The 13,561-nt window shown below is 36.2% G+C and carries 9 protein-coding genes and 3 tRNA genes; 8 read left to right on the forward strand and 4 right to left on the reverse strand.

The annotated features are described in order from the left end of the window. Positions 1-84: 84 nt before the first annotated feature. Both secD and ME1_RS08205 read right to left on the reverse strand, forming a co-directional pair. Complete coding sequence (gene secD / locus ME1_RS00085) at positions 85-2,598, reverse strand: protein translocase subunit SecD (RefSeq protein WP_004861783.1); 2,514 nt, start codon at positions 2,596-2,598, stop codon at positions 85-87. A 74-nt stretch (positions 2,599-2,672) separates the two neighbouring features. Then, positions 2,673-3,047: a hypothetical protein gene (locus ME1_RS08205; RefSeq protein WP_004861785.1), complete on the reverse strand. Its 375-nt coding sequence runs from the start codon at positions 3,045-3,047 to the stop codon at positions 2,673-2,675. A gap of 182 nt (positions 3,048-3,229) precedes the next feature. Between ME1_RS08205 and ME1_RS00095 the strand changes: the two genes are divergently transcribed. The 3 genes from ME1_RS00095 to ME1_RS00110 all read left to right on the forward strand — a co-directional run bounded on the left by ME1_RS00095 (position 3,230) and on the right by ME1_RS00110 (position 7,500). Continuing rightward, positions 3,230-5,599 (forward strand): mechanosensitive ion channel domain-containing protein, encoded by a 2,370-nt coding sequence (locus ME1_RS00095; RefSeq protein WP_004861789.1) that lies wholly within the window; start codon positions 3,230-3,232, stop codon positions 5,597-5,599. Then, on the forward strand, positions 5,593-5,865 hold the full coding sequence (locus ME1_RS00100; RefSeq protein WP_004861792.1) for a hypothetical protein: 273 nt from the start codon (positions 5,593-5,595) through the stop codon (positions 5,863-5,865). Before ME1_RS00095 ends, ME1_RS00100 begins: the two co-directional genes overlap by 7 nt. A 771-nt stretch (positions 5,866-6,636) precedes the next feature. Then, positions 6,637-7,500 (forward strand): outer membrane protein, encoded by an 864-nt coding sequence (locus tag ME1_RS00110; protein ID WP_004861794.1) that lies wholly within the window; start codon positions 6,637-6,639, stop codon positions 7,498-7,500. 302 nt (positions 7,501-7,802) lie between these two features. Here ME1_RS00110 and ME1_RS00115 read toward each other — a convergent pair. After that, positions 7,803-7,888 (reverse strand) — tRNA-Leu (locus ME1_RS00115). Between the two features lie 147 nt (positions 7,889-8,035). Between ME1_RS00115 and ilvA the strand changes: the two genes are divergently transcribed. From ilvA to ME1_RS00130, 3 genes are all read left to right on the forward strand, one after another. After that, entirely contained in the window at positions 8,036-9,313 is a 1,278-nt protein-coding gene (gene ilvA / locus ME1_RS00120; protein ID WP_004861797.1) for a threonine ammonia-lyase IlvA, read from the forward strand. A gap of 47 nt (positions 9,314-9,360) precedes the next feature. Further along, complete coding sequence (locus tag ME1_RS00125) at positions 9,361-9,891, forward strand: hypothetical protein (RefSeq protein ID WP_004861799.1); 531 nt, start codon at positions 9,361-9,363, stop codon at positions 9,889-9,891. Positions 9,892-10,200: 309 nt separating this feature from the next. Next, positions 10,201-11,583, forward strand: a complete 1,383-nt coding sequence (locus ME1_RS00130) for a DEAD/DEAH box helicase (protein ID WP_196792803.1) — start codon at positions 10,201-10,203, stop codon at positions 11,581-11,583. A 753-nt stretch (positions 11,584-12,336) separates the two neighbouring features. On the opposite strand, the gene ME1_RS00135 is transcribed toward ME1_RS00130, so the two are convergent. Next, a tRNA-Asn gene (locus ME1_RS00135) sits at positions 12,337-12,411 on the reverse strand. 188 nt (positions 12,412-12,599) lie between these two features. On the opposite strand from ME1_RS00135, the gene ME1_RS00140 reads away from it, so the two are divergent. Both ME1_RS00140 and ME1_RS00145 read left to right on the forward strand, forming a co-directional pair. Further along, positions 12,600-12,673, forward strand: a tRNA-Cys gene (locus ME1_RS00140). A 209-nt stretch (positions 12,674-12,882) separates the two neighbouring features. Further along, positions 12,883-13,557 carry a protein-L-isoaspartate O-methyltransferase family protein gene (locus tag ME1_RS00145; protein ID WP_004861805.1) on the forward strand — a complete coding sequence of 225 codons (675 nt, stop codon included), beginning with the start codon at positions 12,883-12,885 and terminating at the stop codon, positions 13,555-13,557. Positions 13,558-13,561: the final 4 nt, after the last annotated feature.

Here is a 13,561-nt window from a genome sequence, read left to right on the forward strand (position 1 = left end):
TGTATTAAAATAATGAGTGAGTTGAAATGAGTGTAATTTTTTTATGAAAAGAAAAAGGATGGTCTATGAATAAGCATGGTATTTTTATTTTAATTGAGTGTTTTTACGATGATTTCGTTCTTGCCACCAATTCCCTAGCAGGAGTAAAATAGGAGCGGCAATAAAGATAGAGGACGATGTTGCAATAATAATTCCAAAGACCATGGGAACTGCAAAATTATGGACAGCACTCCCACCCCATATCGCCATAGGTAACATAGCGAGAACTGTGGTCGCTGATGTAAAAAGGCAGCGAACAAGAACTTGGTTAATTGAGAGATCAATGAGTTCGCGCAACTGCATTTTTTTATAAAGACGCATATTTTCGCGCATTCGGTCGTAGACAACTACCTTATCATTTATCGAATAACCAACAATTGTTAAAAGAGCAGCGATAGCCGTTAAATTGAAATCAAATTGAAATAAAGCAAAAAAACCAATCATTTTTGTGGTGTCTAAAATGAGTGTTACAATTGCTCCAACGGCAAAGAACCATTCGAAACGCAACCATATATAGAGGGACATAGCAATTGCCGCGAGAATAACAGCAGTAAATGCAGCTGTGGCAAGCTCACCTGAAATTTTTGGACCAACAACCTCTATTTGATCGAATGTGGCATCTGGATAGATGGTGTGTACGGCTGTTTTGACCTTATCAATGGCAACGCTTTGTTGTGCTTCACTGCCACTTTGTTTCTGCATACGAATTAGAACAGTGTTTGCATTGTCAATATTTTGTAGTGTAATTTCACCAATGTTAAGGGTAGAAAGCTTAGAACGCAAAGTTGCTAAGTTTGCTGGTGCTTTTGTGGTAATACTCATTTGGCTTCCACCAATGAAATCAATTCCAAAGTTTAAGCCAGGCTTAAAAAACAGAAAAACTGAAGCAAGTGATAAAACAATTGAGACACCAATACCGACGAAGCGCGCTTTCATAAAGTGAAAAGATGTATTTTGTGGGATGATATTGAAAGCAGAGTGAAGATGCAGAGTTTTAATTTTCCATTTACGGATTACCCAAATCATCATGATGCGCACAATAGTGATATTTGTGAACATGGAGATGATAATACCAAGCAACATTGTGACAGCAAAACCGCGGACAGGACCGGTACCAAACCAAAACAGTAAAATAGTTGCAATAATTGCCGTAACATTGGCATCAACAATGGTCGCAAAGGCGTGCTTAAATCCACGGTCTAGAGCTGCAAAGGCGCTGACACCTTTTCGGCTTTCTTCACGAATACGCTCATTGATGAGAATATTGGCATCAACGGCGATACCGATGCCTAAAATAATGCCAGCAATACCCGGCAGGGTGAGTGTCGCGCCCAAGAGACTTAGTGCAGCAAATGTTAAAATAGTGTGGAGTGCTAGCGCTATATTCGCAATGATCCCCCAAACTCTGTAGAGAAGAAAAATAAAAATTGTAACAAGAAAGAAGCCGATTATGCCAGTATAAAGCCCCATTCGGATCGCGTCAGCACCAAGATTTGGACCTACAGTTCTCTCTTCAATCACAGTGAGTGGTGCAGGTAAGGAACCAGCGCGGAGGAGAGCAGCTAAAGTCGAAGCTTCTTTAGGGTCAAAGTTCCCTGTAATTTGACCTTGTCCATTGGGAATAACACTATTGATAGTAGGGGCAGTCAAAACCTTATTGTCAAGAACGATTGCAAAAGGACGGTTAATATTTTGTCGTGTTATTTCCGCAAATGTCTTTGCACCAGCAGAATTCATGGTGAATGAAATAATAGAACGTCCTGGCATTTGCGGGTCGAAACCTGCACGGGCATCTTTCAGAACATTTCCATCTAAGGCAATTTGATCATAAATTGCGTAGTGTTGCGTTTCATCAGTATATCCAGGAAGGATTGAAACACCTGGAGGTGGAGTATTGATATCTACATTAGAGGGCACCAGATGAAAGGACATTTTAGCCGTTGTGCCTAAAAGATCACGCAGTTGTTTTGGATCTTGTAATCCTGGTAATTGAACCATAATACGATCAGTTCCTACCTTTTGGATGGCCGGCTCAGTAACACCAACTTGATCTATACGGCGACGAATGATTTCTAAGCTTTGTTCAATAGCATTGCTTATACGATCTTTCATACCAGCTTCAGTTAATATGACACGGATAGTTTCATTTTGAGAACTGATAGCGATATCATGCGCTGTAGTGCCAAAGCTATTGTGTATGGGAGTTATCAATGTCTTCAAAGCAGAGAGTGCTTTTTCAGTTTGTAATGGATCAGAAATAACTGCAACGACGCTATTTTCGATGATACGAACACTCGATGTAGGGATTTGTTTTTCACGGAGTGTATTACGCACATTTGCTAAAACTATGTGTAATTGATCGCGTTTTAACGTTTTGCTATCAACTTCGAGGAGAAGAGAAGAGCCTCCTTGAAGGTCAAGCCCAAGTGTTACACGGGTATCGGTTAAGAATTGTGTGTTTTTAACCTGTTCTGGTGAAAATAAATTGGGCAAGGCAACATAAATGCTGCTCAAAAGGATAAAACAATAAAGAGTAGTTAACCAACCGGGTGTGCGCATAATATATTCCGCTAATAGACAATTTATAAGAGTATTAAAGTTAAAGGCAGAGATTAAGATGATGGTTTTATAATTCAAGCAAGAGGAGGCGCGCGTTTATTTGAAAAATATTGAGTTTGAGGGGTTTTAAGTTGTGTGTAAATAACTACGATAATTATGAGAAAGAGGCTCAATGCTAAGGTGTTTTGAAAATTATTAATAGGTAAAACAGGATTTGTATGGAGTGTTATGAACTTTGTGTTTTCAGTGCTTGTAACATTCAATTGTTCACGCTTATTTTGTGGATAAATCACATCCGTTTTAACAATATTATTTTCTTGCGGCCTTTTGATTAAATAAGCACGTTCCCCTAGGTTGCTTGTCAATAACACGCTAAAACTTGACAGAAGAAACCACATTGTAAAGGGGAGAAAATTTTCTTTTTTGCAAGAGAGGTGCAAAAAAAACATGTTAGAGTGCCTTCTTTAATTTGTTGAGTTCATAGCTTACAGGTGATCATTCTCTTATTACCAGTATTATAGGATAAGGGGAAGCTTTTATAAGATTATTTTATAAAAGTTGAAAATATTTTTTTCATCCCATATTTTCTAAAAGAGGGGGATAGATTCCTCTTTATAGATCTAAGGCAGATATGTATTCATTTTTTGGAAAAAAATCGCGCATCGTTTTCTTTATTTCTGGGATTATCTTTATATTTAGCTTTTGTGCATGGGGGCAGCTTTGGTCACAAAATGCAATCGTCGAACAAGCAATCACTTCTCAGTCAATTGATGAAATTCTTCAACAACAACAGTTTATTATTAAGAATCTTGAACAAAATACGGAAGCTTTAAAAAGAGATTTTGAAAATAAAATAGAAGATGAGCGTGCTTTGACAGAACTGCGCTTGCGTGCACAAGATATCAGTAAACGTGCTTTAGAAGCGGCATTTGTTTTGCGTGCTCCTCTTAATGATATCAATGCACTTCTTGATCAATTAACAGAGCTCCGTAGTCACTCAGAAAACGTAAAAAAGACAGATGAGGAGCATTCTCACTTGATAGAGAAAAAAGCTAAGATTAATAGTCTCGCGCTTCGGTTTGAAGCAATCTTTTTGGCTACAAATAGAATATCCGAACTTGCTATTTCTCAATCTCGAGAGCTTTTTAAACGTACACTTACGCACAAGCTTGAGTTTTCGATCCCAATGGTTAAACATATTATTGAGAAAACAAAAGAGGCTTCATCTGATTTTCTTTTTTTATTGAGTTCTTGGTGGAATTTCATATTTTATTTCAAACTGTTACAATTCTTTCTTTCTTTTTTAATTCCATTTTTTATTGCCTTGGGACTTTCTTGTTTTTCTCGTAAAGTTCTTGCACATGTGCACACTCATTTTGCCAAAAACAATGAGGAAATATCGTATTTACAACGTTTATTCGTTGCTTTTATTTCCGTTCTTCTTCCTTCGCTGATATGTGTTGTTTGCGTTTATCTTGTATTATTTTTGTTTCATAGTTTTAGTTTGGATCCAGGAAAGCTCACGATAGTATTTGATACGATAGGGTATCAAATTATTTTAGTCTTTTTGATTAATCGTTTAGCAGTTGTTCTTTTATCATCAGATACGCCGCATCTTTTCAATATTACACCGTCAGCGTCATATCAATTGGTGATTTTACTTACTTTTTTAGGTGGAATCTTGGCACTTGATGCTGTCTTCGATAGTATTTATCAAATAATTTCAGCTTCTCTATCTCTGACAATTGCGAAAAGTTTTATTGCTGTTTTTCTTGTAGCGATGCTGCTTTTTGTCATTGCATATGTCCCTTTGCGTTTCAGACGTGGGCGTTTGCAGGATGAAGAAAGAAAACTACACTTTTGGCCATTTTATATACGCATTTCCTTCATTTTATTAGGATTATTGCTCATTGTGTTGAATTTTTTAGGTTATGTTGGTTTGGCGTGCTTTATTATGCAGCAAATTATCATTGGTGGTGCATTTTTAGTTTTAATGTATTTGGGGATAAAAAGTTCACAAGCACTTGGTACTAAAGGCCAATTTATGAAAACGATTGTTGGCCATACTTTGATGCAATGGTTGCATTTAGAAGAGAAAACGATGAATCAATTAGGGGGTGTTTTGAGTATTTTTCTCAATTTGTTTGTTATTGTATTTTGCGCAATGCCAATTGCCGTGCAGTTTGGTTTTTCATACTCTGATTTGAGAGCCGTATTGTGGCAGTTGATGACCGGTTTTCAAATTGGAAATGTATCTATTTCTTTGATTTCTCTCTTCATAGGAATTGTTGTTTTTTCCGCCTGTTTTTTCGTCATTCGTCAATTTATTGGTTGGTTGGATGGCACGATATTGGCGCATGGAGAATTCGATACTGGTGTGCGTAATTCTATCAAAACGGTTATAAGTTATGCTGGTGTTGTTGTGTCTGCTTTGATAGGATTGTCAATGGCAGGTTTGGATCTTAGAAATTTTGCTCTCATCGCTGGTGGGCTTTCGCTTGGTATAGGTTTTGGTTTACAGAATATTGTTCAAAATTTTGTATCTGGGCTTATTATTTTGGTTGGAAGACCGTTTAAACTAGGAGATTATGTAGAATCTGGATCGGTGGGTGGTATTGTCAAACGTATTAGTATACGTGCAACGGAATTGGAAACATTTCAGCGCAAGACGATTATTATTCCTAATTCATGTCTTCTCAATAATAATGTCAGTAATTGGACTCGACGGAGTAAAATGGGGCGGATTGATATTCCTCTTACTGTTTCTTCTCATCTTGCTCCAGAGCGTGTTGTTGAAATTCTGCTAGAAATTGCGTCCGCAACAGAAGGAATATTAAAAAATCCTGCACCGCAGGTGAGTTTTACTGCATTTGATAGTAAAAAATTTTCATTTAATTTGGCTATTTATGTACCTAATATTACTTCACCTTCTAAGGTGACCAATGCTCTTCGTTTTATATTATATAAACGTTTTGTTGAGGAAGGAATCTTGGAATGTTAAGATGTATGTATGTTTTTATTGCGGTTATTCTGTTGGATATTTTAACTTTAACCACTTTTGCAGCAACTGTAAGAAATACTGATTTAAAGGTACAATCTCTTATCGTTGTTGAAGGGAGTATCCCCTTAAATATTTCGCTGAATGCACATCAAACGGCTACGATTTGTATGAAGGGGTGTTTTATCACTTTTCCTAATAAAGATCGTTTTGCAATCAAGGCAGAGGATAATATAGAAATCAGTGAAGGTAGAGCAATTTTTAAATAAAATTGTTTAAGATTTTGATTACAGAATAAGATTTAGAAAAGCAAAGATATTATTCTTGGACTTGTTGAAAAATGTTATAATGAGAAGTTGGTGGAAAAGTATGATTTTAGTGTGAGATTTCACATTGAGGAAGTGGGGTAGGTAGCTTTTTCTATGTGCGGTATTTAAAATTGTGTTTTCAATATAAGAATCTTTATATTTTTGTAAAAAGCAAACAACTGAAATAAAATCAGTTGTTTTTTTTCCTTCAATAATATTTGTTGAAATATTGTGCGTATAAAATGATTTCATGATTATACGATAAATGTTTTTGTTATTCATTTTTTGTTATAACTTACATAAATAATTTAAGTAAATTATACATTTCAACAATGTAATTTGTTTTTTAAGATATTTATATAAATATTATTGTAAATAATGTTGAAATAAAAGTTATATATCATTTAATTTAATATGATGATTTTATAAAAAATGAATATTTTATAAAAAAGTTAAAAGTTTAAAAATTTTTATTGGATATGTTTTGTGATAGAAGTATCAATTTTTTATTACTTTAAAAGATAATATAACTTATTTTTTATATAAATTTTATATTTCAAGTATTTATTGTTATAAAATATTAAAGTTTATTAAAATTTATTTACTAAACTTAATTTTTAAGGTAAAGACAGATAAGTATAGTAAATTTAAAGCATAATATTTTATAGTACTTTGTTTTTGTTAGATATGATTTTTCATTATATTTAAATAATAGCAGTGGGGTATAATTTTATGAATACAAAATTTATAACAGCATCCGTTTTTGCTTTTGTTTCAGCTTCTATGGTACAGGCAGCAGATGTGGTGATGTCTGAACAGCCAGAACATGTTGCTTCATCAGTTATTGTTTCTCCACCTTTTTCTTGGGCAGGTTTTTATTTCGGAGGCCAAATTGGTGGTTTTTCGAGTAAAGCCTCTGCACTTATACCTGATGTTGATATTCCTCTTCATCCTGATGAGGGTGCTCGAAAGAAAGAGTGGAGATCCATCGAGAAAAAGTATATGCCTGAACCTTCTGGTTTTACAGGTGGTTTTTATGCAGGTATCAATTTTGATCTTGGTAATCATTTTATTTGGGGAATTGATACGGATCTCCTTTTAATTGGCCGAAAAGATACAAAAACTCTTTTTAAGAGTGAAGAATCTGAGGCAAGTGAAGTTGCAGGAAGTGTGGAAAAGAAAGCTCAGAGTTATGTAATGAAAGCTAAGACAAGAGCAGGTGAAAGTGCAGAGAAAAGCAGTATAACTTTTACTCATACTTTAAAACAAAAATGGAATGGTGCTACACGAGTGCGTGTTGGTTATTCTGCTGGTCGTATTATGCCTTATGTCTCTGGTGGTGTTGCTTATGGAAAGTTTCAAGATATTTTATCGACGTCAATTACGGGAGCAGATCCCTTTAATGCTACTTCAGATGTTACAAGAGCAATGATTGGGTATACTCTTGGTGGGGGTGTTGACTTTGCAGTGACAGATAAAGTTATTGCGCGTGCAGAATATCGTTATTCAGATTTTGGTAAAAAGAAATTTAAAGATGAGATTGAACTTAATTATAAAACGAATGATTTGCGTATTGGTTTAGCTTACAAATTCTAATTTTTGTGAGATAATTGCTTTAAGAGGTCCTATCTTTTGATAGGGCCTTTTTTGCTGTCCATAAAATATTATCCTTTATGGTAGAAAGGAGGGCATCGATTTTAAATTGCTTGTGGTGAGGAGCGGAAGAGCTGTGAGATTCTTGGTACTACTAAAATAGCATGCTCAAAAAGAAATTATGATTCGCAATTGAAATTGTTATTATGGAGCTATTTGGTAGCAAAAACGCATTATAGAAACTGCTGAAGCAGCTCAATTTGTCATTCTCTAAGCTATTAAAGGGAAAATCCACTTCCGGTGGGTGGTGCGGACGGCGGGACTTGAACCCGCAAGGTCTTAGACCGGCAGATTTTAAGTCTGCTATGTTTACCGATTTCATCACGTCCGCGATATGAGCTCTCTCATAAGCTATATCTTTTGTTGAATCAAGAATTAATGATTAAGAGCAGAACTTTTCGTATTTTATTCAATTTTTGACTGACAATGTTTGCCTTTAGAGCTAGAAGAAGCCTGTGTAATATTAACAAAGCATGAAATGACCGGTGTTATGAGTAAATTTATTCGAGACGTCAATAAAGCTATGGTGGCTTTGCATAATGTGTTTGCTGAAACACCACTTCAGAGAAATGATTTTCTGAGTCAAAAATATGATGCAGAAATTTATTTAAAACGTGAAGATTTAACACCAGTGCGATCATATAAGATTCGCGGTGCCTTTAATTTTGTTTCAGAAATGCTTGATAAGATATCTCAAGATTCTGCATTCGTTTGTGCCTCAGCAGGGAATCATGCGCAAGGCGTTTCTTTTGTTTGTCGCTATTTTAAACGTAAAGGCGTGATTTTTATGCCTGTGACGACTCCGCAACAGAAAATTGATAAGACACGCATTTTTGGTAAAGAGTTTGTTGATATTCGTTTAGTTGGTGAAACATTTGATCAATGTTATGCAGCAGCACAGTCTTTCGTCTCACAAGGTGGTGGTATCATGGCTCCGCCTTTTGACGATGTTCGCATTATTACAGGGCAAGCGACGATTCTCAGTGAGGCTGTTTTACAATGGAAAAAACTCAATGGGGAGAGTGCGCCAGATTTAATCATTGTACCTGTAGGTGGTGGTGGTTTGGCTAGTGGTGTGAGTAAGTTTTTACATGAATATGGTTGGAAAACAGAGATTCGTTTTGTTGAACCGCAAGGAGCTGCAAGTTTGCTTGCTTGTTTGAAGAGTGGAAAGCGTGTCAAACTTGAAAATATCGATACATTTGTAGATGGTGCTGCTGTGGCGGAAATTGGTGCGTTAAATTATACGATGCTTAAGCAATTTTCACCTGATACTGTTATTACAGTTCCTGAAAATCGTATTTGTTCTACAATGGTTGAAATGCTTAATGTTGAAGGTGTGGTCTTGGAACCGGCAGGGGCTTTATCAATCGATGCTCTTAAGAGTCTTCCCCCTCAAGAGTTGAAAGGAAAAAAAATCCTTCTCGTTATTTCGGGTGGTAATTTAGATTTTGAGCGTTTGCCAGATATTAAAGAGCGCTCTCTGCGTTTTCAAGGCTTGAGAAAGTATTTTATTTTTAGTTTTCCGCAACATCCTGGTGCATTACGTCATTTTCTTGCTCAACTCTCTCCTGATGATGATATCGTGCGCTTTGAATATCTTAAAAAATCGTCTAGAAGCTTTGGTTCTGTATTGATCGCAATTGAAACAAAAAAATACGATAATTTTTGTCTCTTAGAGAAAAAGTTTCAAGTTTTAGGTTGGCGCTATCGTGATATTACCGACGATCAAACACTGTTTGATTTTGTCATTTGAAAAATTGATGAAAAGCTGAAATTTTACAAAAATGAGAGATATTGGAAATGAAGTCTGTTTTTTATTTTTTATTAGGACTGTTTTTGTTTTTAAATGTTGATAAACAGAGTGTAGCATCTGAGCTAGAAACAATACAAAAAGCTGAACTTTCAAGACTAGTTGTTGATGTCAATCATGCTGTAAGAAATGGGAATTTTGCACCTCTTTCTGCTTATATGCCCGATCGGCTTTACAAAGAAATGGCGCGCCGATTGAATAAGACAGAGGATAGTTTACGTCACAGTTTTCTTGAACAGCTGCATGCTCAATTTGAGAATTTGCCTTCGGGTGCTTATCATTTAGATGAAAAAAATATAGATTATTTGCAAACCAATAAAGGAACCTTTTATGCTTTGATTCCGACGATTCTTGAGATGAGTGATCGTGTCATTCAATATAAAACTTTGGCAATTTTTGATAAAACGCAATGGTATTTGATCTATGGTGGTCAGAAAACTATACAGAATCCAGTTTTTCTAGAGATTTATCCTGATTTTAATAGGGTGCTTTTGCCGAAGGAAATCATAGTAAAGAAATAAACGATTAAGATATTGTTTTCTTGGTTATGAGAAATAACTTTCTCAAAGTTCTTGCTTTTTTATTATATTCCAACGATAATACTTAAAAAGGTGTTTAAGCTGGTTTACTGGCTCTTTATAAATTAAGATTTATATAAGTAAGATTTATGTGCCTTTACCTTGATTTCAAGGTGCTCACGGGTTGCGCAAATCGCTCTTTCAAGCGTTGCTTCACAAATTTAAAATATCAAGATCTCTTTTGCGCGGATTCTTGAGGAACAGAATTTAGCTTGTTACTTGTTTAGAGTTGTTGAGCTGAGGAAAGATTTTATTTTGAATAATAAAGAAAATATTTTCATAAAGTTGGGTTTATCTACTCTTTTAATTAAGAACTTGCTCATTGCTGGTATGAGCAAACCTAAGCCTATTCAGGAACAAGCTATTCCCGTGATGTTAAAAGGGCATGATGTGTTAGGGATTGCGCAGACAGGTTCTGGAAAGACCTTGGCATTTGGTTTACCTATTTTAAGTCAGATTTTGACTTTGGGTGATCAACGTTCCCCTAAAACTGCGCGCGCTTTGATTTTGGTTCCTACACGTGAACTTGCTGTTCAGGTTGATGAAACAATTCGTGCTGTTGCGAAAGGAACACATCTTTCGACCTGTCTTGTTTTTGGTGGAGTATCACGTTTAAAACAAATTAAGCGCATGAATGCAGGGGTGGATGTTTTGATAGCAACGCCAGGGCGTTTAAGAGATCTTGTACGTGAAAAATGCATTAATCTTTCTCAATCTCGTTTTTTAGTTCTGGATGAAGCAGATCGTATGTTAGACATGGGGTTTATTAATGATGTACGGCACATTGCAAAACTTTTGCACCAAGAGCGTCAGACAGCACTTTTTTCTGCAACAATGCCGAAAGAAATTACTGGACTTGCAAAGTGTTTGCTCAATGATCCAGTAAAAATAGAGGTTTCTCCTCAAGGGACAACAGCGGCGGAGATCATCCAAAAGTTATATTGTGTTTCTACGCGTGAAAAGAAGAATGTTTTATGCAAACTTTTAACAAATCCGGTTTTTGCTTCCGTGATTGTTTTTACTCGGACTAAACACGGTGCTGATGCTGTCACACGTAGTTTAGAAAAGAGCGGGTATTCTGTGGCAACAATTCACGGAAATAAATCACAAAATGCTCGGCAGTCTGCTTTAAAAGCTTTTCGTGAAAGAGCTGTACAGATCCTTGTTGCAACAGATATTGCAGCGCGCGGTATTGATATACCAGGAATAAGCCATGTTATTAATTATGATTTACCAGATGAAGCTGAAAGTTATGTGCATCGTATCGGTCGTACAGGACGAAATGGTGCTTCTGGTGAAGCGATAACACTTTTTGATGAAGGCGCTGAGGGCGCGCGGTTGCGCGCTATAGAGCGCTTGACTCGTATACGATTAGTACGTGAAACTGTTCCAGAACAGTTTGCTGCTTTTCCGGAAAAGTCGATTGTGTTAGAAGGTGGAGAGAAAGAAAACAGTAAGGAACTCCATTTTAGAAAACCTAAACGTCAGAAGCGATTTTCAAATTGTAAAGATAGAGCGGGACAGTTACAGGGTAAAAAATCTTCATCTCCTAATGAAGGACACAAAAAAGCAAAAGTAGCAGCAAAGCGTGCGAAGCCTTTTCGTTTTCGCAAGTCAGTGAAGAAAGCTGCTTGAGGACAATTTTTAGAAAAGATAGCGGAATATTTTTTTCTTTTTTATTTCTTCTCAGTTTGAAAGATAGCAAGAGCAATATAAAGAGCGCTCTTGCTCAATAAGAGAGGAATTCAAAAATTTTAACTTTTAGAAAGTGAGAACAGTTTGGATGTATGGTATCAATAAAACCATCTTGAAGAAAAATCATCATCCAACTGCGCTTTAGAAGAGACTTCGAAAACTCTATTTATATATCTTTTGCTGCATTTAAATAAAAGATACGTTTTATTTCCTTATCTGACTTCTAAAGAAGAGAACGTTATGGTTGATAAAAATCTTATAAGTATTCACTTAGCTACAATTGGATTTTAATGCATATGCAGAAAATATCGGTAGACTTTGCCTTTGTGCAACATACATTGTAATTTAAAGAAACAGAATGCAGTGTAGCTTATACTGGAATGGTATTTGAAACAGGATAAATTTAGACTTAAAGATTTAATGTACTCCATAGTTTTCTAAGCTACGGAATTTTTTTGCTATGTTGGTTGTATGGGACTATCATCCACTAATATGTCCTTAGTCTTTATTTCTCAGCTGATTCGTTCAGTTTGTTATATGCCGGTGTGTTTGTTAAAACTTTAAAGATTTTTTTGTAAAAAATGTGTTTTATAGGGGCATATTCGAAATCCTATTTCCTCACTTTTATCCACACATCCCTCACCTTAAAAAAACATATGAGAATCAATAAGTTATTTTGGATAAAAAAGAAAGTGGCTCCCCGGGCCGGATTCGAACCAGCGACCAACCGGTTAACAGCCGGTTGCTCTACCGCTGAGCTACCGGGGAACAGTGCCCAATGATCTAACTGCAAGGGCTATAGCAAAGCAATACTGATTTGCAAAGAGTAAAATTACTTTTTTTTAAAAAAAATGCCATAAATTACAGAAGAAGAGGAAAAAAGAACAGAGAAGGTTTCTATAGCTTGACGGATGCGCTGCCTTCCCTTATTGACACTCTAATATGTTTGTTGACGGGGCCTCGTGGCGGAATGGTTACGCAGAGGACTGCAAATCCTTGTATCCCGGTTCGATTCCGGGCGAGGCCTCCAGCTGATTTAAAATGAGATGGTCTTTAAGGATAATATGTGCAAGTAAATTGCTTTCCTTCATGGTAAAACACTTTTACATAAAAATATTGCAGTTAGAATCAAATTGTTGACTATAGCGTGCTTTTTTGTAACACCCGCAATAAAGGATTTAGGTTCTCATTATCGCCGTTTTGTTGTATTCTTGTTGTATGTAGGAGAAGAGGGTCGTTATGGTTGCAGATTTTGCAGAGCTTCGCCGCAAAATGGTTGACAATCAAATTCGTACAGTAGATGTAACGGATTTATCAGTTCTTGAAGCATTTTTAATGGTACCGCGTGAAGATTTCGTACCAGAAGATATGAAAGCTTTGAGTTATCTTGATACCGATGTTATTGTATATCCGGCGCAAAATGGGTTTCCAGCATGCTATTCTATGGGGCCTGCGTCATTAGCAAAATTACTTCAGCTTGCGGCTGTAAAATCATCGGATATCGTTTTAGATATTGGTGCGAATAGTGGTTATTGTGCAGCATTACTTTCAAAACTTGCAGGGGCTGTGGTTGCATTGGAAAGCAATAAAGCTCTTTCAGAACGTGCTGCTGAAGCTTTAAAGCGTAATCAGTGTGACAATGTGGTTGTAGTTCATGGACCTTTGGAGCAGGGATATGTTGCTGGAGGAGCTTATGATCTGATTTTCATCGAAGGTTCTGTTGATTTTATTCCGGAGGGTATCTTTGATCAAATGAGAGATGGTGGACGTCTTGTTGTGGTTGAAGGACATGGTAATTCCGGTGTTGCACGGATTTATGTAAAAGAAGATGGCCTCATTGCATCGCGTCGAGCTTTTAATCTTGCTGTAAAAGGTTTGCTTGGTTTTTTAAAAACGCCTGATTTTATATTTTAGTGTT

The organism is Bartonella vinsonii subsp. arupensis OK-94-513 (assembly GCF_000278235.1).
GTDB lineage: Bacteria > Pseudomonadota > Alphaproteobacteria > Rhizobiales > Rhizobiaceae > Bartonella > Bartonella arupensis.